Raw genomic sequence first — 22,334 nt, forward strand, 5'->3', positions numbered from 1 at the left:
CTATCAGCAAAGAAGCTACCTTTATGAGTCATTTTCAGCAAAATCGGTCCAGCTCTCAGGATATACATTCGAATTTAAGTAACCAGAAGCAGGAAGCAAAGAAAATCTTGTCGATAACCTTGCTGGTAACCTTAATAAGTGTGGCCGGAATTGCCCTTCCCTATCCTATATTAGCCCCACTTTTTGCTGAAGGTACCTCCCCTTTAACTCAATTTCTCAACCTCCCTTCGGAACTTTTATTAGGCATAGTGTTAGGTATTTATCCACTGGGTATTATCATTGGTAGCAGCATCATTGGTGCTATATCTGATAACTATGGACGTAAAAAACTCTTAAGTTTGACCTTACTAGGCAGTGCAGTCGGATACAGTCTGACTGCTGTAGCAGCTGTTTCTGAAAACTTTTTGTTGTTTTGTCTATCTAGGCTATTAACTGGCTTATGTGAAGGAAACATCTCAATCGCCCGAGCTATTGCTGCGGATCTACATCCGGTAATCGACAAAACAAGGAGCTTCTCACTTATAAGCTCAATGGGGTATGGCGGCTATTTACTCGGTCCTCTCGCAGGTGGATACCTTATTGTGGCTGGAATCGATGTTGTATTTTGGATAGCTGCACTTGCTTGTATTATTTGTGCGCTAATGAGCCACTTTCTACTACCCAATAGCTTAGATATGCCTGATAGGAATGCAGAGATAGGGTCTAGCCTATCATTATTGTCTCAACCAGACTTAAGGCGCTTCTTTTTTCTCTACCTATTGCTCACTATCGGAGTAAATCTCTATTATGAATATTACCCGCTTCATCTTGTCCGCGAATTTGGTTATCTATCCATGGATATCAGTTGGGCAACCGTATTTTTGACCACATGTATGATTTTAACCAGTATTTTTATCAATCCAATCATTCAAAAGAAACTGGATCACCCGCAGGCAGGCTTACTCGGCATCTTGATGTTTGGATCAGCACTTGCGAGTTTGCCTCTTTTTATTGATCAAATGTACCTTGTAAGCTTTGCACTTATGGGGGCTGGCATTGCCATTTATAATGGCTTTCTTCCCTCGTATCTTTCGCACTCCTATGAAAATAGAGCGCAAGGGAAGTTAATGGGCATGCTAGTGACCATCTTCTGTTTAGGTAACTTACTGGCTGCTATAATAGGCGGGGTATTATCTATGTTTGATGTCAAATGGGCACTGCTGGTAGGCTCATCTATCACCTTTGTAGCAGGATTTATTTTCTATCATGGGCATTTTAGAGCCCAAATTTGGCCCTTTGTACCCATAAGCATAAACAAGTGAGCGACTCACATAATTAGAGCTTTAAGATGCTCCTGACACAGGATGAAAGCAAGATAGCTAACCTAATGCTCGGTAACCAGTACTGAGCGTGTTCTGGTACTCTGTGGGCTCATAAGCTTTAACATTACTAAGCTAAGCCCAACTAAAACGATGACAGAGCCAAGAACCACGCCAGGCCATCCCCATTGATGCCAAAAAGGCAATAATAAAGGTCCACCTAATGCCGCACCAAGATAATAACTACACAGGTATAATGCAGTGGCTTTAGCTCGGTGTGATTTAGCTCTGCGAGCAACCCAAGCATTACAGCCACTATGAATAAAGAAAAAGCCACAGGCCGTCATCAAAAAACCTATACATATAAATGCACTGGTATCGATTAGCGTCACTAAGCTTCCAGCGAACATCATCAGCAATGAAAGTCTAAATATGCTGGTGCGACCAAACCTTTTTATCCAATGGCTGGAGTAATAAGAAGCAAGTGTACCGCTGAGGTAACAGAGAAAAATCAAGGTGACCTCAAACCGGCCCCAATTGAATGGCTCACTCATCAAATGCAACTGAATATAGCTAAACTGATTCACCATCACTAAAAATGCCAGGCCACCAACAAGATAGATTTGTCTAAGTCTTTTATCCTTTAGATGTTCAACAAAGCCACCTATATCAGCTTTCATTTCGCCAGACAGATCCCGATAATTCAATCTCGGGGCTGCGAGTGTCCGTTTTGATTGCTTCGGTAATAAAACATGTACCAGAACCACGCCGAACACGGAAATCAATAAAATAAAGCCAATCACTTGTTGCCATTGAAAATACAGTGACAGCCCACCACCGATTATCCTGCCAGCAATCCCTCCCAAGCTATTTGCTGCAATGTAAATAGCGCCAGCCTTTAACATGGCATGCTGACTTAATTCATCTTTAAAATATGCCATAGCAATAGCTGGTACTGCAGCAAGTAATGCCCCCTGCATCACCCTGAGAGCAACTAAATATGAGAAATCGGCCACGAACATCATCAACAAATCAGTTAAGAGTAAAAGATATAGGCTTATCATTAAGGGGGTTTTGCGGCCAAATCTGTCCGACAGTACCGCATATATCAACAGGGAAAATGCCATAGAAAAACTAGTGACAGAAAGCAGTAACGTCGAGTGACTGATATCTACATCGAATGTCTCGGCAATTAAAGGCAAGATCCCTTGAACCAAATAAAGATTGATATAAATAATGACTGAAGCTATAGACAAGCCCCAGATAAGTCTTATCTCATTTTTCTTAAGCTTACTCGCTAACATCACAGGCCCATACATCTCAGTTATAAACGCGATAGACATAGGTTAGCACCGGAGTTAATATAACAATAATAGATTAAAGCAATGGAAACTATTGTTTTTTGTTATGGATATACGTCAACTAAAACACTTAGATGCTTTGGCAAAAGAGGCTAATTTTACCAAGGCTGCACAACGACTCAATATGGCCCAGCCCGCTTTGAGCCAAAGTATTAAACGGCTTGAAATTTCCTTGGGGGTAACCTTAGTTAACCGTACAAGCTCATCGAGTCAACGTGGAAAGCAAATAAGCCTCACAGCTGAAGGTAAAGCCCTTCACCAGCATGCGATATTGATCATCAAGCAGCTAAAACAAGCCGAAGCACATATTAAGTCTATGGCAAACCTCACAAAAGGCGAAGTCAGAATAGGGGTTCCAGGCATGCTGGGATCTTTCTATCTTCCATCAAGACTAATGGCTTTTCGGCATCAATACCCGGATCTCAAGCTTTCATTGTTTGAAGGCGGCACCCGTGACTCGCTGAAAATGCTAGCCCGAGAAGAAGTTGATATCGCCATAATAACCGCAAACGATTTGAGTCCAGAATTTGACAGTCATCTATTACTCAGTGAGCAAATGGTCGTAGCCATGGCCTATGAACACCCATTAGCTGATAACGTCAGCATACGGCTCGAACAGTTTTTTGAACACGAGTTAGTGATGTTTAAACCAGGTTATTTTCACCGAGAATGGATGCTTTCACAAGCTAAAGCCCTATCGCTCACTGCAAATATTGCCTTTGAAACCAATCTAATCAATTTAATAAAACAAGTCGTGTCACAAGGCTATGCCATCACCAGTGTGTTAGAGATGGCCATCAGTGATAAAGATGAAATATTAGCCAAGCCATTCGAGCCAGCCGTCTATCTAGACCTTCATATCGCCTGGAAAAAGCAGCGCCCAATCAGCCAGGCTGATAGGGCATTTGTCGAGTTTTTGATGAAAAATAGGTAACAGAGATTTATAAGTTACAAACAGACAAATCTCTACATCTCTACATAATTAGACGGCATCAAATTGATTCTCTGGCATCGCCTGAATAAATGCATCCAATTGATTACAATTTTCTGTGATCCGCAAAATGTTAGGATAAGCACTCAAATCCACCTTGAAGCGATGTGCGTTATACACCTGAGGGATTAAGCAAAGATCCACCACAGTAATGCTATCACCAAAACAGAAACGACCAGCATGTTTCTCCAATTGCTTCTCAAATGCGCTAAAACCTTCATGGATCCAATGGTGGTACCATGCTGTCTTAGCCTCATCTGTAATGGCTAACTCACTCGCTAAATACTGTAATACCTTCAAATTATTTAACGGGTGAACTTCACAAGCGATAGCAAAAGCAAGAGAGCGCATTAACGCTTTTGACTGTACATCACTCGGGATGAGTTTGCTTTCAGGGTAGCGCTCATCTAAATACTCTAAAATGGCCATAGATTGAGATAAAACAAATTCTTTGCCCTGGTCATCGGTATCGATAAGAGTGGGAACCAGTTCCTGCGGATTCATCAATGCATAGTCAGACTGATGCTGCTCTCCACCATTTTTGACTAAATGTACCGAGATCTGCTCGGCATCAAGCTCTTTTAAATTTAACGCGATTCTAACGCGATAGGCAGCACTCGAACGCCAATATCCATAGAGCTTCAACATAGTTATTCCTTATCAATGTGTATAAAAAAGGCCAATTCAAAGAATCGGCCTTTTTTTAAAGTATATACCCAAGCCACTTCTCGACATGCTGAATCCTACATTTCGAGGTCGTTTTGGTATAGATATTAATTACCCTTTGTACTCGACTACTTGTTGATCAATCGAACCAAAAATCGTTTGCTCATTATCATCAAGCATCTCGATACGAACGCGATCACCAAACTTCATAAATGACGTAGAGGGTTTTCCATCGGCAATAGTCTCAAGCATGCGAATCTCAGCTAGACAGCTCGAGCCGGCACTGCGATCATAGTTTGAGATTGTACCCGACCCGATAATTGCACCCGCTCCAAGGGGACGAGTTTTTGCAACATGAGAGACTAACTGACTAAAGTTAAAGGTCATGTCTACGCCCGCATTAGGGCGGCCAAATAACTCAGTGTTCAAATGAGTGATCAAAGGCAAATGGACTTTCGAATCCTCCCAACGCGCGCCTAACTCATCTGGCGTCACGGCAACAGGAGAAAAACTGCTTGATGGTTTAGCTTGATAAAAACCAAACCCTTTAGCCAGCTCCCCAGGGATCAGATTACGCAAAGACACATCATTCACTAGCATAAGTAGCCTAATGTGCTTTTGTGCAGCATCAATGCTCACACCCATTGGCACATCATCAGTGATCACAGCAATCTCAGACTCAAAATCAATCCCCCACTCCTCACTTGCAAGTGGGATATCAGCTTTAGGCGCAATAAAACAATCTGAACCACCTTGATAAACCAGTGGATCGGTCCAAAATGTTTCTGGCATTTCAGCACCACGGGCCTTACGAACAAGTTCCACGTGGTTCACATAGGCACTACCATCTGCCCATTGATATGCACGAGGAAGTGGTGATAGACACTTTTCTTCATCAAAATCTATCGCATTGTCAATCAAACCGTCATTCAATGCTTCATACAACTCTTGTAACTGTGGTTGAAGCAGTACCCATGTATCCATCAATTGTTGCATCGTATGGGCAATTGCAGGCACAGCCACGGCTTTGGAAAGATCTTTACTCACTAACATCAACTGGCCGTCACGGCGACCATTGTTATAACTGGCTAACTTCATACCTGCTCCTATCTAAATAAATCTCAAATGAGAAAAAATCTCACTCGAATATCAAATCTCTTGTAATAATGGCTATATAAATACCTTAAGCATAGACAGATAGGAATAGCGTGATAGAAATCACGTAATACTGACGTACCCTCTATTTTGTAAAGATATTTATACAGGCTTGGGATCACGCTCAAACATGGGCTTCTCACCTAAAAAGTGATGAAAGCCCATTCTAATCGTGGTAATTAATCTACTTTTTTTTACTGATCTTATACTCACGTAGTTTGTTGGCGATTGCGGTATGAGATACACCGAGCTTTTTCGCCAACTGGCGTGTACTTGGATAGGCAGGATACAAGCGTCTGAGCAGACTGGATTCAAACTGTTTCATAGCTTGATCTAAACTACCCTCGAATTGATGATCGAAATAACCAAAACCTTCTGCATAGGAAGGTAACTTCAATTGATCAACGTTTAACTCTGCCGAACCATCCCACATAGATACTGCGCGGAAAATGGCATTTTTTAGCTGACGAACATTGCCTGGCCACGCATAGTTGAGCAGATGCTCACGACATTGAGCTGAGATCCGTCTGATAGGAATGGACAGTTGCTGGCTGTAATGCTCAAGAAACATCTCAGTTAAGGGAATGACATCGATTTTTCGTTCCCTCAGTGAGGGCATGTGAAAACTCAGTACATGGATTCGGTAGTAAAGATCCTCCCGAAACTCCCCCGTTTGACACAGTTCGGCCAGATTCTTCTGGGTTGAGCAGATAATTCTGACATCGGATCGGACCTCTTTGTCCTCCCCTAGGCGTCTAAATGTCCCATCTTGCAATAAACGAAGTAATTTGACTTGTGCTGATTTTGACATTTCAGCGATTTCGTCGAGAAAGACAGTACCGCCCTTGCCCTCTTCAAAGAACCCTCGCTTGACAATAGTACCATTACTCACGAAGCCAAAAAGTTCTTCTTCGGCTGCGCTATCAGGCAGGGCAGCGCAGTTAATCGCAACGAAAGGGTGATCTCTACGCATACTAGCATCGTGACACGCCCGTGCCATTAACTCTTTACCCGTACCCGTTTCTCCAGTGATGAGTAAAGGCGCATCAAGTTGCGCCATACGCCTCGCTTGAACTAAGACTTCTTTCATCTTATCACTGGTCACTAACACATTTTCAAAGCCCACTGTTTGGCTCTGTAGTGCGTTAAATTGTTTGCCCACTCGAGCTGGGGACTTAAGTGATACCACTGCGCCAGCAAGTATATTTTTGTCACTCTCATCGGGAAGGTAGATAGGTAACATCTCAGCCAAATACTCATTCTGACCAATATTAACGCGTGTAGCCTGAGCTAACACCAAGGTTTCACTTAACCAACGACTAAAGTTAAAGCCCTGAACCCAATGATTAAGCGGCTCATCGATGACTTCATGCTCATTCATATCAACCGTCATCAAGGCGGATTCATTTACAATGCGTATTCGTCCCTTCACATCAAGAGAAAATACGGAATCAGGCAAAGTCTTAAGTAATGTTTTTAAGGCGTAGTGTTCTTGTTCTGAGGGCATAAAGGAGACGGTACGTACATCATGTACACCTTCTACCTTTCTGATCAGTGGTAATAACTCACTGAGTACATCGAAATTTACTTCTGCAAATTGCAGGTAGAGGAAACCTTGATTACTGGCATCTATTGCGATCAGATTAATACCGTAACCTTCCATGACCATTAAAATGTCTTTAGCTAGACCAACGCGGTCCAAACAACATACTTCAAGGCGCATACTGTCAACTTTCCCTTTATTAATAGTATCGTTATTGGGATATCTTTATATTCAAAATTGGCTGCTCATCAAAGCTTATACCCAAGCTATTTCAAAGTGCTCGTTTGGCTATATACGTTAGAAGGTTATGATAATCGTGGCAAGTCTTGTTTACAGCATGATGGAGGTTTAGGACATCAAAAGCAGGCCAGTGGTTGGTAACCTGCTGATTTTTATTGATTAGGTTTTAGCTTTGCAACTGGTCTGTTTTGGCAGCCATTATGAAATCATTCTTATGCAGTCCCTTAACAGAATGTGACCACCAGGTCACTGTTACCTTTCCCCATTCGGTCAATATACCTGGATGATGGAATTCTGCTTCGGCAAGCTCTGCGAGTTCATTGGTGAAGGCCATGGCAAGTTTGAAGTTTTTAAATTTATACACACGTTCTAGCTGCATCACACCATCACGAACTTCAACGCCCCAACCAGGGATCATTCGTATTAAATCTGCAAGTTCAGCATCAGAGACTTTAGGTGCATCAGCCTGACAGGCCTCACATTTCATTTCGGATAAATTGGACATCTTTCTTCCTCGAGTGTTGAACATAATTATTATTTTATTTCAGCTAAATAAATCAACTGACACAGCAGCGATACTCAATGTGCATGTGAAGTAAGCAGAATTAACCTGCTGACAAATACCATTAACTCACTTTAGATTTTGGTTCATACAATGGCGCGAATAGCCCCAGCTTTTTGGCTTGATTAACTGCACTCATAATATCCATCTCAACAATTTCATCGAGATAATCAAGGCTATTAATAGCGTAATAAACTGGCTGCATAATGTCTATGCGATAAGGGGTTCGCAATACATCAACCAAATTGAAAGGCCTTATTTCCGGCTCTTTGCCCATCGCATAGAGTGTTTCCCCCGGAGAACTCAGGATCCCACCGCCATAAATTTGTAATGACATGTCACTTTTTTGAATGAGTCCAAATTCCACGGTAAACCAATAGAGACGAGCCAGTAATACCCTGTCTTCTTTACTTGCGGCTAAACCCAGCTTCCCATAGGCATGAGAGAACTTGGAAAAAGAACGATTCGTCAGTAATGGACAATGACCAAAAACTTCATGGAAAATATCTGGCTCTCTTAAATAATCGAACTCATCCTTACTGCGTATAAATGTTGCCACCGGAAATTCTTTATGCGCCAAGAGTTGAAAAAAACGTTCAAATGAAATTAATGCAGGTACAGCAGCGGTTTTCCACCCCGTCATCTCTAGTAATACGTTATCAATATCTGAAAGCTGAGGAATACGGTTAGGCGATAAACCTAAATCTATTAAGCCTTGCTGGTATTCAGCACAGGCATACTTAGCAAGATTTCCAAGCTGCCGTGAATATAAAGCCTGCCATGTTTCATGTTCTTCTGTGGGGTATGCAATGTGACCATTTTCATCAGGCAATCGAGCCACATACTGTGTTTCTTTACTCATGTTGTTATATTTTACTTGTCGATGAATCCTATCTTCATACTCGACCAATCGAGCTTTTTTGTTAACTCCCTCACAGTTTATTTATTGACTAAACACACAGTCAATTTGTAACTATTTTGTTACAGCCAAAGAAGCAATCACACTAACAAACTAAATCTAAACCATTTTTAACGTACCTTAAACTTTACGAAAGACATGACTGCTAGACAAAATTATCTAAGTCCGCTATTAACATAGGTTTTCCTTGCCAATTGATTAAAATAGCGACATTAGACGGCAAATATCACTAACTAAACTCATGATAAACGACTAAACTCAACACGTTAAACTAGGATTCACCGACAAGATTGCAAAGGATAACAATGAAACAAGTTAAAATTCGTAAAGCCGTGATCCCTGTTGCAGGCTTAGGAACAAGGATGCTTCCAGCGACTAAGGCTATTCCCAAAGAGATGCTCCCAGTGGTCGATAAGCCACTCATTCAATATGTTGTCAATGAAGCCATCGCCGCCGGTATCAGCGAAATAGTGCTTGTCACCCACGCCAGTAAAAATCCTATCGAAAACCATTTCGATACCAGTTTTGAACTCGAGGCTCAGTTAGAGCGCAGGGTAAAAAGACAGTTGTTAACCGAAGTTCAATCTATCTGCCCTCCAGGTGTTACAGTGATCAGCGTTAGACAAGCGCAAGCAAAGGGCTTAGGGCATGCCATTTTATGTGCAAAACCTGTTGTTGGTGATGCCCCTTTTGCCGTATTACTGCCAGATGTCATCGTTGATGAGGCTAGTTGCGATCTAAAAAAAGACAATTTAGCCGAAATGGTTGCACTGTTTAACCAAACCAATATTGGCCAAATCATGGTTGAGGGCGTCCCAGAAGATCAAGTCAATCAATATGGCATCGCAGATGTTAATGGCAAAGAGTTGAAGCCAGGTGAATCTGAAGCCTTAGTCCAGTTGGTCGAAAAACCTAGCATCGATGAGGCACCCTCGAATCTAGCCGTTGTCGGACGTTATATCTTACCCGCCGATATTTGGCCATTGCTTGCCAAAACGCCAGCAGGTGCAGGGGATGAGATACAACTCACTGACGCCATAGCCATGATGATGGAAAAGCAGACGGTTAATGCTTATTACATGAAAGGTAAGAGTCATGACTGTGGTAATAAACTAGGCTATATGCAAGCCAATATCGAACATGCACTGCGCCATAAAGAGATAGGCCAAGATTTCAAGGCATATCTAAATAAGCTAGTTCATGATTTAAATAAGGAACAAGAGTAATGACCATATTAGTCACAGGTGGCGCAGGTTATATCGGTAGCCATACAGTGGTTGAACTGTTGAATGCAGGCCAAGAGGTTGTCATCGTCGATAACCTTGTCAATTCGAGTATTGAAGCCCTGCATAGAGTCGAAAGTATCACAGCTAAAACAGTCACGTTTTACCAAGGAAATGTGCTCAATAAAGCCTTCCTACAGAAAATATTTAACGATCATGATATTCAATCAGTGATCCATTTCGCCGGCCTTAAGGCTGTTGGAGAATCGGTCGCACAGCCGCTTAGGTATTATGAGAATAATGTCAGCGGCACTTTGGTTTTGTGTGAAGTCATGGCTGAAAATAATGTCAAAAACTTAGTTTTTAGCTCTTCTGCTACTGTATATGGCGATCCAGCCAGTTTGCCTATCACTGAAGATTTCCCTACCGGTGCAACAAATCCATATGGTCAATCTAAACTCATGGTTGAACATATACTTAAGGATCTGCATCAAGCCGATCCGAGTTGGAATATCGCCAGATTACGCTACTTTAATCCTGTCGGTGCCCATGAAAGTGGCCGTATCGGTGAAGACCCTAACGATATACCCAATAATCTGATGCCTTTTATTGCTCAAGTGGCCGTTGGTAAGCGTGAAACTCTCAGTGTGTTTGGTGACGATTATGATACTCACGATGGTACCGGCGTGCGTGACTACATACATGTCGTTGATTTGGCCATTGGCCATTTACGCGCATTAGATAAACTCAATACCCAACCTGGACTGGTGACCTACAACTTAGGTACAGGTCAAGGTTACAGTGTAATCGATATGGTGAAAGCGTTTGAGCAGGCTTGTGGTAAGTCAATTAACTATCAAATTGTTGACCGTCGCCCAGGAGACATTGCTTCATGTTATGCTAACCCTGAGAAAGCCCAAAATGAGCTTAACTGGCGTGCCACTCACTCCTTAGAAGATATGGCAAATAGCAGCTGGCTTTGGCAATCAAGTAATCCGAACGGTTACGGGCAATAATGAGTTTTAGCTGGTTCTAGGTACTAAGTTTTAGCTGGTTCTAGGTTCTAGGTTCTAGGTTCTAGGTTCTAGGTTCTAGCAACGTGTTTTTCACTCTATAAAGCAGTATTAAATGAGTAATATAAATCAGAGTCGACGCCGCCTTTTCAATCGCAAAAAATCCAATGCCATCAGGCCACCTTGGAGCAGAACAGATGTCGATTTTACCGATGTCTGTACCCGCTGTGATAAATGTATCAACGTCTGTGAAACTCATATTTTATTTCGTGGAGACGGTGGATTTCCAGAAATTAACTTTAAAGATGATGAATGCACCTTCTGTAAGAAATGTGCTGACACTTGTCCTGAGCCACTGTTCATTGACACCGAAGAGTCTCCTTGGCAGCTCCATGCCGTCGTTCAGGAGTCTTGTTTGGCTAACAACGGCATTTGGTGTCAAAGCTGTAAAGATGCCTGTGATGAACGAGCTATCACATTCAAGCTCGCCATAGGGCAAGCCCCTAAACCTCTGATAGATACAGATATCTGTACTGGATGTGGAGCCTGTGTAGCCCCATGTCCCACCAATGCCATTAATCTAGTGACGTCTAGCTAATACACTCTCGTTCTCAATACGTATCAGAGCCAATAATCTGACTTTTTTGCGTCAAATTTTAATTGTTTTTTTACTGTTAAATTAAGGTTAGTATCAATTCAATCATAACCGACTTGTAGAGCCATTATGTTTGGAAATAAGAAAAACAACTCAGGACTCACCTTCGTTGCTCAAGGCACTAAGCTCTCAGGTGAAAGCCATTTTTCTGGGGAAGCGCTCATCGGCGGAGAGCTCTACGGAAAAATAAGTTCAGCAGGAAAAATCACCATTGAAGTTGACGGCTATGTGGATGGTGAACTGAACTGCGAAGAGTTGAAAGTGTCAGGAAACTTCAAGGGTAAGCTTAAGTGTAACAAGCTCAATATCACCAGTACAGGTACCGTTGAAGGTGAAATAGCCTGTGAATCGATGGAGATTTTTGAAGGCGGTCAGTTTATCGGTATGCGTGTACGAGAAGATATCGCCTTATTAAAAACAGTCTCACTCAACAAAGACTGTCACGTTGAGCCAAAGCCAGATATTCAAGGTGAACTTCAAGCAAATTAAATTAACTAGCGGGAAACCTAGTTTCTGGCGCCTTCCTTTGGCGCCTCCTCAAATCACAAGCTCACTCTTGACTCTCTCTTATCGTTAATCGATATTTTTTAATCGATATTCTCTGAGCAATTTAACAAAATCATCTGCAGATCTGTCCAGGCAATCAGCTGGAATATAGAGGTGAAAACCTAAGTTTTTACTCAACATTTCACAGCGGTGACCAAACATGGCCAATACCCCTTTGTAGCGCTCCTCGTTAACCACTAAGGGGGTAAATTCAGAGTTCATATAAGCTTCCAATTCGATTAAGTCTTCATCCAAGGTGACCGCAGACATCAACAGTGGTCGCTGCTCGGTTAACAGACCAGTGGCGAGCCGACCAGGGATCATATCTAGAATAGGGTTAATTCGCTTAAGCTTGATGCCGACATAAGGCAATTGGATAGACTCAAAACCATCCAGTCCTCGAGGAATGTCTATCCTCTGTACATTATCCCATTGGACAACAATACTGCCGCGTCTATGGTGATATTTAAGCCCATGCTCGTCGAGTTCCAAACTAACTTCAGGCTCGAGAATTTTGGAGACCCCGAGTACCAGAGATATCACACCTAATGAAAAGCAGAGCATACCAGGGGCAAACAAGGCGCTAGAGGATAAAAATAAACTGATACCGATTGTCAGTGCTATCGCGCCGACTAAGGTCAAGGTTCTGCTGTTGCGTTTAAATTTCGAGTTTATCTGTATTGCTTCAATGTCCAAGAGTTATCCTAAAAGATCTATTACTGCTATTGGGATTTCAATTTCGAGTTGCTCTGTATTGTTTTAATATCTAAGAATTACCCTAAAAGATCTATTACTGTTATTGGGTTTCAATTTCGAGTTGATCTGTATTGTTTTAATATCCAAGAATTACCCTAAAAGATCTATTACTGCTATTGGGATTTCAATTTCGAGTTAATCTGTACTGCTACTATATCCAAGAATTATCCCAAAAGACCTATTTACTGCTGTTTGGTTGCAATATTTAACACTGGCCTAATCACTTTCATATTTAAGTGTAAACCAGAGCCTGCCGACATATTCATGCATCGCACGCTGGGATGAAAGTAAATTATTCGCATCGAGTCGCCACCAATGACCTTTCCTGCTGATAAAGTCAGTTGGCGCCGCTTCAGGGCTAAGGCCCTGACTTTGAAAAATAGCCATCGCTCGTGGCATATGAGTCGATGAGGTCACTAACCTAAAAGGCACATCTCCCACTTCCCATTTCAGGTACTGAGCTTCCTCAATGGTATCTTTGGCTAATGGAAAAGTGATAATACGATCCTTAGGGATCCCTAGCTCCATGGCAGCCGCTGACAACAGTTGGGCATGAGATACTTTTGAATCACTACCTCCCCATCCACTCACAACCAAAATACAATCTTCTCCCCGATGATACTGGCGGACACCTTCACTTAACCTAGCTAAAGCCGTGGCCGATAACTTTTGAGTGGCCATTCCCTGTACAGCATCGTCATGATCGCTGCCGAGCACCATGATTAAGCACCCCGGAGCAATAGACTTGTTATTGACCTGATATTGATTTTCAAGCTGGGCGGTGAGGAGGTTGCTACCCACTGAGCTACTGCAAAAAATAAGTATGACTACAGCAACGGATAAAATACTGCGAACCAGTTTGCGATTTCTCAGCATCACAATGCAAAATAGCAGCAGTAGCACCACTAAGGGGATTGGCATAAAGAGTTGGGAAATGAATTTTTTAAGCCAAAACATTAAATCGACAGCCCGAGTAAACTAAATTCGGGCTAGTCTAACATAAGTTTTCACTCTGTAGTTTTAACGGAGCTGGCTTACCACAGCCAAGCGGCTCCACGAACGCCTGACGAGCAACCATACAGGTTTTGAACTATCGGTGTGCGGCATTCACCACCTAATACATATTGAGATAATAGTTCGGGTAATCGAGGATAAATGGCATCGATATTCGACATGCCGCCTCCAAGAACCACCACATCTGGGTCTAATGTGTTAATCACATGGGCAAGTGCTCTTGCAAGCCTATCAAGATAACGTTCAAAAGCTGCAACCGCACGGGGATCGTCAACATCTACCATTGCCATTATCTCTGATCCTTTAGCCGCATCGCCGCCATCTTGGTTATAATCACGCACAAAACCTGTGCCTGAAATAAAGGTCTCAATACAATCATGATTACCGCAAAAACATGAGGTGCTATTAAATTCCTCTTTTGACATCCATGGCAACGGGTTATGACCCCATTCACCACATATACCATTGCCACCACTGTGTACCCGACCATTGATAGCGATCCCTCCGCCACAACCTGTACCTATGATGACTCCAAACACAACCCCCTTTCCAGCACCTGCACCGTCGACAGCTTCTGATACGGCGAAACAGTTAGCATCATTAGCTACCCTCACTTCACGACTCAAGCGTTGGCCTAAATCGATATCCAGAGGTTTGCCATTGATCCAGGTCGAATTTGCGTTCTTAACTAAGCCTGAAAAAGGCGAGATAACACCAGGAATACCAACACCGACACTTCCCACCATACCCAATGTAGTCTCAGCTTCATCAACTAGACTCACTATAATATCGAGTGTAGCCTCATACTCTCTAGGTGTAGGTAAACGTTTCCTAAACAGCTCTTTCCCCTCAGCATTCAAGGCTACCAGCTCTATTTTAGTTCCACCAAGATCAACGCCCATTCGCAACATCTGTCTTACTCCACTATCGACTCTTATTAATTTCAATTTTGCCTATACGAATCAGATTAAATTATGCCTATGTTTAAAGATAGCGCGCTAAACACCTCAGCAATCAAATTCATTTTGGCCCGAACGATACAGGTCAATCTTGCACATGAGTGTGACAGTAATACAGCCACTCCCATAAAATAAAAATTAGCACTTATTACCAAAAGGTAATTCCTTGTGCTTTAGCTCCAACCTCAAAAGCTGTTAAAAAAAAGTCCTTTTTTTCAGCACACAAGCAACTCAGAGAAACCAGAGTTAACTTAGTTTAATGACAAGAAATATCGGCTTCCTCTTCATCTAACAGCTCGATAGAAATACTTGAGAAGGTGACACTAAGCTGTCCAATACTCGATAAAGTAAACGGGGAACTGATCTTATCCAATTTCGCACCGGCCTTATCAAAGCAAGCAAGATCGACTGTTAATGTTTGCCACTGTTCAATCTCCATGTTCTTAAGCAGGGGCTCTAGCTGCACGCTACCGGCGCAATGCTTCCCGCACTCCATGGCTAATTGAACCTGAGTGTTCACAGGATAATTGAGTTTAAGCTGGATAGATAAGACAGCGTTAACACCTTGAAACCTTTTCATATCAACAACAGACTGACTGACAAAGCTAACAGCACCCTTCCCTTTGCCATTAAAGGTTACCTGCCAAGCATCCTCCTGCACCTCTCTGTCACGGGTTTGAAATTCGACAAATTCATTGGTTTGCAAACTGCTCAAGATAGGCTCTCTTACTCCCTTGCTGTCGATCATTAACTGCCATGGCGCCTTAACTGAACCATCGAAAATGGACATGGCTGTCAGTTGAGCTTCTTGCCTATCGACCTTTTCCGATAAGTCAGCTCTTAATATGTCTACCTCTCCATAACTGAGCCCATAACCATAGGCAAACAGGGGGGCATACTCACGATCAAAGCGATTAACCTCAGTGTCTAGCGCGTTAGCAGGCCATGAATATGATAATTTTCCTGACATGGCATAGTTAACGTTACCATCAGCTTTGGAGAAAATGACTTCTGCAACACCGTCCCCCTCACTGCCAGGCAACCAGGCAACCACAAATGCATCAGAGGCATTTAGCTCTGCATTAACCCAGAGTGGTCTACCGGTTAAAAAGATTGAAACAACGGGAATGCCTTGCGCCTTTAGTTTCTGTAACAGAGCCAAGTCATGCTTGGTATTGGCTTGAAATTCGAGATGCTCAACATCACCCACGCCCTCGGCGTAAGGTTCTTCACCAAACACCACAACTGCAACATCGGGTTTCTCGCTATACTCGCCATTCACACTCAGCTCAACATGACCACCAGCGGCAACAACGGTTTGCTCAATGCCATCATAGATGGAGGAACCTCCAGGGAAGTCAGCATTACTGTTATTCGTCCCCTGCCAGGTAATGCTCCAGCCTCCAGATTGTTTACCTATATTATCCGCGCCATCACCGGCAACGAGCACCCGCAGCTTAGGGGAAAGAGGTAATATATTCTTGTGATTTTTCAGCATAACCAGAGACTCACGTACAGCTTGCCTAGCAATATCCCTGTGCGCTGCTGCGCCAATTAGCTCGGTTTTACCCGATAGTACTCGGTTAGCAGGACTGGGTTTTTCAAACAAGCCAGCTCTTAATTTAACCCGTAGAATGCGACTCACTGCATCATCGATGCGTGAAGTAGGTATCTCACCACTTCGAACTTGAGCTAATGTATTTTCATACAGAGGTTTCCAGGCAGCTGTTGGCACCATAAAGATATCGAGCCCGGCATTGGCTGCCTGAGCACAGCTTTCATTGCTGCAACCTGGTATCTGCCCATGTCCATTCCAGTCTCCAACCACTAGGCCATCGAACCCCATGCGCTCTTTTAACACTTGGGTTAACAGATAGTGATTGCCATGGTTTTTGTCTCCATTCCAGCTATTGAATGACGCCATCACCGTTTGTGCGCCGACACTTAAACCACTCACATAGCCTTGAGCATGAATATCGAATAACTCTTGCTCGGATGAAATAGTATTCCCCTGATCGACGCCACCTTGGGTTCCGCCATCTCCAAGGAAGTGTTTCACCGTGGCGATAACGCGGTTATCACCGAGAAAATCTCTCCCTACCGCTCCCTGAAGCCCTTGAACGATTGCCCCTGCATAGGATTTTACGATCTCGGGATCTTCAGAATAACCTTCATAGGTTCTGCCCCACCTATCGTCTCTGACCACTGCGACGGTTGGTGCAAACACCCAGTCGATACCTGTAACCATCACTTCAGTAGCCGTAATAGCCGCAACTTGCTCGATAAGCGCAGGATTATGCGCTGCGCCAAGGCCTATATTGTGAGGAAACAGGGTCGCTCCAATAACATTATTATGACCATGAACTGCATCGGTACCCCACATGGTAGGAATATTAGAGCCATCAAGGGAATCATCGACAGAGGCTTGATACATAGCCTCGGCGAGCCTTATCCAATCTTCGGGCGTCGCATGTTTATTATTATCAGGAAAAGCGCCGCCACCATTAAGATAGGAGCCAAAGCCATATTGACGCATTTCTTCGACACTGATATCACGGATCTCAGGTTGGATCATCTGCGCCACTTTCTGCTCTAATGTCATAGTCTTAAGGAGCTGAGTTATTCGTTGCTCATCAGCAATATCAGGTGCCAAACCCATTGATAGCTCAGGCCAAATCTCAATATTTTGATCACCTGTATCTTGCCCAAGCAGTGCCACAGAAGTTGCTTGAGTCGCCAGTTTTCCATCTATGTCCTCCTCAGTTCTGTGACTACAACTATTCAAGGTAAGCAGCGCAGAACCAAGTAAACTTAATGGGATAATAGCTTTACTAAATCGAATCATTTTAGTGTTCCCTGCGTCGCACCCGATGATATTCGACTACGTGCTTGACTGCCTACCAAGCCATAAAATGCGATATAAACAAAGCAGAGCATAGGCAGTAAGAATGACAATTGGATCCCTGCTATATCGGCAATAACGCCTTGAGCTACGGGAAGTAAAGCACCACCAACAATAGCTAAACATAAGATCCCAGAACCCTGACTGGTATGCTGCTTTAACCCTCTTAAAGCAAGCGTAAATATGGTGGGAAACATGATGGAATTACACAGACCAACAAGAATGATTGCCCAGAGCGCCAACATACCCGAAGAGAATGTGGCGATCAGCACCAAAATAACAGCTAAGAGACTATTAACCCCTAACACCTTACCTGCCGATACTTTCTGCATCACAACCGCGCCGACAAAACGGCCTATCATGGCGCCGCCCCAATAATAGGTCACATATTTAGCGGCTTTCATCTCCTCTAAACCGGCTATGCTATCCATAGCAGCAAAGTTAATCAGTAAACTACCAATGCCAACCTCGGCGCCCACATAAACGAAAATTGCCAGCGCACCTAATACCAAGTGTCGATACTGCCAGGCACTGCCTTCTTGACGACACTTCACTTCTTGAGAAGAAGCCTGCGATGCACTATCACCACTACTCTCCTCTGCTTTGATTTCTACTTTAGGTAACTTAAGAAAAGCAAAAACAAGTGCCATGATAAATAACGCTGATGCCAATATAAGATAAGGCGTTTGCACCGCCGTTGCCTGATTTTGAGTATTAGTATCAACAGCGTCAGTAACAGATGATAATATGAGCCAGCCACCGAATATGGGTGCCAACGTCGCACCTAATGAGTTGAATGCTTGTGTCATTGTCAGCCTGGATGATGCTGTTTTTGCCTCTCCAAGCACACTGACAAAAGGATTAGCTGAAACTTGTAGTAAGGTGATCCCGGCGGCCAATACAAACAATGCCCCTAAGAAGGCGAAATACGATCCCGTTGTCGCCACAGGGTAAAAAGACAAGGCACCCACCCCTGCAATCAATAATCCGACAACAATCCCTTTTTGATAGCCTATCTTGCTGACGAGTGCCCCCGCAGGTATAGAGACAATAAAGTAAGCCCCGAAAAAGCAAAACTGGATCAGCATAGCTTGGGTATAACTAAGGTCGAACATCCCCTTAAGATAAGGAATAAGAATGTCATTAAGACTGGTCAACAAGCCCCAGATAAAGAATAGCGAAGTTAAACAAGTCAGTGGAAATCGATAATTTTGCGCCTTGCCGTAATGGCCTTGACTGGCAAGATGGTGTTCTTGATCTGGTGTAGTAGGTATCGCAGCCATAATTCTCCCCTATTTAGCTAGGTATATTTATTAGTATTTATGAGTCGCTGAGTGTTCTCCTCAGCTTAGCTTCACTCACATCTCATCAGTAAACTTTGTTACAACTGATAAACCTGTTAAACAAATCTGTTGATTTTTAACATTCAAAGCTCTATCTTTAATGTAAGCGCTTTCATTTATAACACACTCGTAACGAATAGCAATTTCTTTCAAGCTATATGTAAGCGCTTCCAATGCTGAGTATGCAGCTTTGCATTACACGCCGCAGTGATTAACAACTGCATTACTGATAAATTTAACCAATGTTGATGACTGCAATGAAAATACAATTACCAAAAGACTCTCAGATGTTATCGCCCAAGTTTACTTATGGGGTGGCGACGGCGTCCTTCCAGATTGAAGGAAGTGCGACTAATCGCCTTCCAAATATATGGGATACCTTTTGCCAAAAGCCGGGTGCCATCGTCGATCAATCTGATGGGTTAACCGCTTGTGACCATGTCAATCTTTGGGAAAAAGATTTACAACTGATCTCCAGTCTCAATGTTGACGCCTATCGCTTGTCTATCTCCTGGGGACGAGTCATAAACCAAGATGGCAGCCTAAATAACGAGGGGGTCGACTTTTACATTAAACTGCTCGACAGACTAAAACTGTTCAATATCAAAGCCTTTGTGACACTATATCACTGGGATCTACCCCAACATATTGAAGATAATGGCGGCTGGTTAAATCGTGAAACGGCTTACCTGTTTAGTGACTATGCCGATAAAATCTCTAGCGCTTTTGGCAATAGGGTCGCTTCCTACGCGACCCTAAATGAGCCATTCTGCAGCGCCTACCTAGGTTACGAAGTGGGGGTTCATGCCCCAGGTATTGCCAAGGCTAAAGCAGGCAGAGCTGCTGCTCATCATTTACTCTTGGCTCATGGTCTGGCGATGCGAGTATTACAAAAAAATTGCCCCGATGCTCAAAATGGAATTGTACTCAATTTTACCCCTTGTTATTCAAGCTCTGAGGATGCGGCCGACATTGCTGCTACCAAGTATGCAGATGATTATATGAATCAATGGTATATCAAACCTATTATGGATGGCGCTTACCCGGACTTACTTGAAGCGCTACCCACAGATGTTAGGCCGGATATTCACGATGGCGATCTTGACATCATCTCTCATCCGTTAGATTTCCTTGGTGTGAACTATTACACCCGTCTTATCTATAAGGCTAATGAGCAGAACATCTTTGAAGAAGTGCCTAACGACGACGCTACTCACACAGATATGGGCTGGGAAGTCTATCCCAAAGGACTAACCGAACTGCTGATATCTCTCAACACTCTGTATAAATTACCACCTGTTTATATCACAGAGAATGGAGCAGCCATTGCTGATAAACTCAAAGACGGAGAAGTCAAAGATCTTGATAGAGTTAACTACTACCAAGATCATCTCAGAGCCGTTAATGTTGCCATCGAACAAGGTGTCGATATACGTGGATATTTTGCCTGGAGTTTGATGGATAATTTTGAATGGGCAGAAGGTTATCTGAAACGTTTCGGTATCGTCTATGTTGATTATGAAACCCAAGAGAGAACAATAAAGTCCAGTGGTTTAGCCTACAAAGAACTAATAAGTAACAGATAAAACTATAATAACAAAGCTGTAACTAACGTTAATTCAATAACTTGGAAGACTAATGAGTACTTTACCCACATATGAGAAAGTAGGTTATGCCATGGGAGATGCTGCCGCCAACTTAGTTTGGCGAGGCGCATTAGCTTATCTGGCTGTGTTCTATACTGATACCTTTGGTTTAACTGCTGCCGCAGCGGCTATGCTCTTTTTAGTCGTTCGTTTATCCGATGGCGTTACCGACATCATCATGGGGATGATAGCTGACCGAACATCGACTCGCTGGGGTAAATTTCGCCCCTGGATTTTAATATCGACCCCCTTTCTAGCCCTATTTATGGTCTTATGCTTCACAACGCCAGATCTCAGCGATCAAAATAAACTGATATATGCTTACGTCACTTACATAGGCTTAACGCTGGCTTATACCTTAAATAATGTCCCCTACTCCGCGTTAATGGGCGTTATGACAGCGAGTGACACCGAGCGCACCAGCCTTTCAGGGTTCAGGTTTGCAGGTGCCTTCGGCGGCGGTCTGTTAGTCATGGGATTTTTACCCGATTTAGTCGCCTATTTCGGTGCCGGTGATGACTCAAAAGGTTATCAATACTCCATGTACCTGTTCGCAGCTATATTGATGGCATTAATGGTCATCACCTTCGTTACAACCAAAGAACGTGTCACTCCCACAATCGATCAATCCAGCAAGCTATCCACTGAACTTAAGGATCTATTTAAAAACTTACCCTTCATTATTTTGCCACTGCTAGCAACAACACTGTTTTTCTACTATCGCAACTTATATAGCGCAGCGTTCTTCTTTCTAGTCATGGCACTGATGTGGTTTGTGATTAAGAGACTTATCAACCAAGACACAACAAGCATATCCAGAACCCAAAGGGATATGGTTGACCTGCTCACCAACAAACCTTGGCTGATACTACTTGGAATGGGGTTCCTCACTATGATGTTTAATGGCATCAAGTATGGGGTCATCGCCTACTACTTTAAATATCAAGTCGGTGATGAACTGATGGCGGGTCAATATTTCGTTGCACTGCTTTTAGTATCAATTCTTGGGGCACTGTCTACCAGCTATCTGTCCAAAATATGGGGGAAACGTAACTTATTTATCATATCACTCCTGCTTAGTGGCCTACTAACCGCCGGCTTCTACTGGGTGCCTGATGGCAATATTGTCGCCATTTTCTCACTAGGCTGCGCAGCTGAATTTTTTGCCGCCATGATGCCAACGCTATTTTTTTCGATGCTGGGTGACTCGGCTGATTACTCTGAATGGAAAAACGGCCGCCGTGCAACCGGGCTTATCTATTCGGCCGGCACCTTTGTGCAAAAAACAGGTGGAGGATTTGCTGGTGCCCTCGTACTCGTGGTACTCGCTGGCTATGGCTACGATGGCATGGACAGTTCAACCATTGCAGCTTCATTGCCAGGCATGAAACTACTCCTGAGCTGGATCCCAGCAGGCTTTGCTTTTGCGGGTGTCATCTTGATGCTGTTTTATCCACTAGGCTGCAGACAGAACCAAGAGATTGGCGAAGAGCTGGCTAAACGTAGAAATACGTTGGCGCCAGCTTAGTCCTAAATCAGCAA

Annotated in this window: 19 protein-coding genes; 8 read left to right on the plus strand and 11 right to left on the minus strand. The window is 43.3% G+C overall.

The window, feature by feature from the left end:
• The first annotated feature begins 23 nt into the window (after positions 1–23).
• On the plus strand, positions 24–1,301 hold the full coding sequence (locus tag FM038_RS15395; RefSeq protein ID WP_199242698.1) for an MFS transporter: 1,278 nt from the start codon (positions 24–26) through the stop codon (positions 1,299–1,301).
• 62 nt (positions 1,302–1,363) lie between these two features.
• Here the strand turns inward: FM038_RS15395 and FM038_RS15400 are convergent, their stop codons facing one another.
• Entirely contained in the window at positions 1,364–2,641 is a 1,278-nt protein-coding gene (locus tag FM038_RS15400) for an MFS transporter (RefSeq protein ID WP_419555594.1), read from the minus strand.
• 64 nt (positions 2,642–2,705) lie between these two features.
• Between FM038_RS15400 and FM038_RS15405 the strand changes: the two genes are divergently transcribed.
• On the plus strand, positions 2,706–3,593 hold the full coding sequence (locus FM038_RS15405; RefSeq protein WP_142874232.1) for a LysR family transcriptional regulator: 888 nt from the start codon (positions 2,706–2,708) through the stop codon (positions 3,591–3,593).
• A gap of 48 nt (positions 3,594–3,641) precedes the next feature.
• Here FM038_RS15405 and maiA read toward each other — a convergent pair whose 3' ends face one another.
• The 5 genes from maiA to phhA all read right to left on the minus strand — a co-directional run bounded on the left by maiA (position 3,642) and on the right by phhA (position 8,705).
• Positions 3,642–4,298 carry a maleylacetoacetate isomerase gene (maiA, locus tag FM038_RS15410; RefSeq protein WP_142874233.1) on the minus strand — a complete coding sequence of 219 codons (657 nt, stop codon included), beginning with the start codon at positions 4,296–4,298 and terminating at the stop codon, positions 3,642–3,644.
• A 129-nt stretch (positions 4,299–4,427) separates the two neighbouring features.
• Positions 4,428–5,414 (minus strand): fumarylacetoacetate hydrolase family protein, encoded by a 987-nt coding sequence (locus tag FM038_RS15415; protein WP_142874234.1) that lies wholly within the window; start codon positions 5,412–5,414, stop codon positions 4,428–4,430.
• A 241-nt stretch (positions 5,415–5,655) separates the two neighbouring features.
• Positions 5,656–7,194: a transcriptional regulator TyrR gene (gene tyrR, locus FM038_RS15420; protein WP_142874235.1), complete on the minus strand. Its 1,539-nt coding sequence runs from the start codon at positions 7,192–7,194 to the stop codon at positions 5,656–5,658.
• Between the two features lie 226 nt (positions 7,195–7,420).
• Positions 7,421–7,759 (minus strand): 4a-hydroxytetrahydrobiopterin dehydratase, encoded by a 339-nt coding sequence (locus tag FM038_RS15425; RefSeq protein WP_142874236.1) that lies wholly within the window; start codon positions 7,757–7,759, stop codon positions 7,421–7,423.
• Between the two features lie 121 nt (positions 7,760–7,880).
• Positions 7,881–8,705: a phenylalanine 4-monooxygenase gene (phhA, locus tag FM038_RS15430; RefSeq protein WP_272877529.1), complete on the minus strand. Its 825-nt coding sequence runs from the start codon at positions 8,703–8,705 to the stop codon at positions 7,881–7,883.
• A gap of 335 nt (positions 8,706–9,040) precedes the next feature.
• On the opposite strand from phhA, the gene galU reads away from it, so the two are divergent.
• The 4 genes from galU to FM038_RS15450 all read left to right on the plus strand — a co-directional run bounded on the left by galU (position 9,041) and on the right by FM038_RS15450 (position 12,115).
• Complete coding sequence (gene galU / locus FM038_RS15435; protein WP_142874238.1) at positions 9,041–9,961, plus strand: UTP--glucose-1-phosphate uridylyltransferase GalU; 921 nt, start codon at positions 9,041–9,043, stop codon at positions 9,959–9,961.
• On the plus strand, positions 9,961–10,974 hold the full coding sequence (gene galE / locus FM038_RS15440) for a UDP-glucose 4-epimerase GalE (protein ID WP_142874239.1): 1,014 nt from the start codon (positions 9,961–9,963) through the stop codon (positions 10,972–10,974). Before galU ends, galE begins: the two co-directional genes overlap by 1 nt.
• A gap of 112 nt (positions 10,975–11,086) precedes the next feature.
• Positions 11,087–11,569, plus strand: coding sequence for a ferredoxin-type protein NapF (gene napF, locus FM038_RS15445; RefSeq protein WP_142874240.1), 483 nt, complete (start codon positions 11,087–11,089; stop codon positions 11,567–11,569).
• Between the two features lie 126 nt (positions 11,570–11,695).
• The gene (locus tag FM038_RS15450) at positions 11,696–12,115 is read left to right on the plus strand and encodes a bactofilin family protein (RefSeq protein ID WP_142874241.1); all 420 of its coding nucleotides are present in this window, start codon (positions 11,696–11,698) and stop codon (positions 12,113–12,115) included.
• 84 nt (positions 12,116–12,199) lie between these two features.
• Here the strand turns inward: FM038_RS15450 and FM038_RS15455 are convergent, their stop codons facing one another.
• The 5 genes from FM038_RS15455 to FM038_RS15475 all read right to left on the minus strand — a co-directional run bounded on the left by FM038_RS15455 (position 12,200) and on the right by FM038_RS15475 (position 19,086).
• Positions 12,200–12,868, minus strand: a complete 669-nt coding sequence (locus FM038_RS15455) for a DUF2982 domain-containing protein (protein ID WP_142874242.1) — start codon at positions 12,866–12,868, stop codon at positions 12,200–12,202.
• 276 nt (positions 12,869–13,144) lie between these two features.
• A complete protein-coding gene (locus tag FM038_RS15460) occupies positions 13,145–13,885 on the minus strand; it encodes a YdcF family protein (protein WP_185965845.1) in 741 nt (246 codons plus the stop codon).
• 77 nt (positions 13,886–13,962) lie between these two features.
• A complete protein-coding gene (mak, locus tag FM038_RS15465; protein WP_142874796.1) occupies positions 13,963–14,853 on the minus strand; it encodes a fructokinase in 891 nt (296 codons plus the stop codon).
• 304 nt (positions 14,854–15,157) lie between these two features.
• On the minus strand, positions 15,158–17,746 hold the full coding sequence (locus FM038_RS15470; RefSeq protein WP_142874243.1) for a glycoside hydrolase family 3 protein: 2,589 nt from the start codon (positions 17,744–17,746) through the stop codon (positions 15,158–15,160).
• Complete coding sequence (locus FM038_RS15475) at positions 17,743–19,086, minus strand: sugar MFS transporter (RefSeq protein WP_142874244.1); 1,344 nt, start codon at positions 19,084–19,086, stop codon at positions 17,743–17,745. Before FM038_RS15475 ends, FM038_RS15470 begins: the two co-directional genes overlap by 4 nt.
• A gap of 317 nt (positions 19,087–19,403) precedes the next feature.
• Here FM038_RS15475 and FM038_RS15480 point away from each other — a divergent pair, with 317 nt between their 5' ends.
• Together FM038_RS15480 and FM038_RS15485 are read left to right on the plus strand one after the other, a co-directional pair.
• Complete coding sequence (locus FM038_RS15480; protein ID WP_142874245.1) at positions 19,404–20,732, plus strand: GH1 family beta-glucosidase; 1,329 nt, start codon at positions 19,404–19,406, stop codon at positions 20,730–20,732.
• A gap of 52 nt (positions 20,733–20,784) precedes the next feature.
• Complete coding sequence (locus FM038_RS15485) at positions 20,785–22,320, plus strand: MFS transporter (protein WP_142874246.1); 1,536 nt, start codon at positions 20,785–20,787, stop codon at positions 22,318–22,320.
• Positions 22,321–22,334 lie beyond the last annotated feature (14 nt).

Source organism: Shewanella eurypsychrophilus, from assembly GCF_007004545.3.
Classification (GTDB): domain Bacteria; phylum Pseudomonadota; class Gammaproteobacteria; order Enterobacterales; family Shewanellaceae; genus Shewanella; species Shewanella eurypsychrophilus.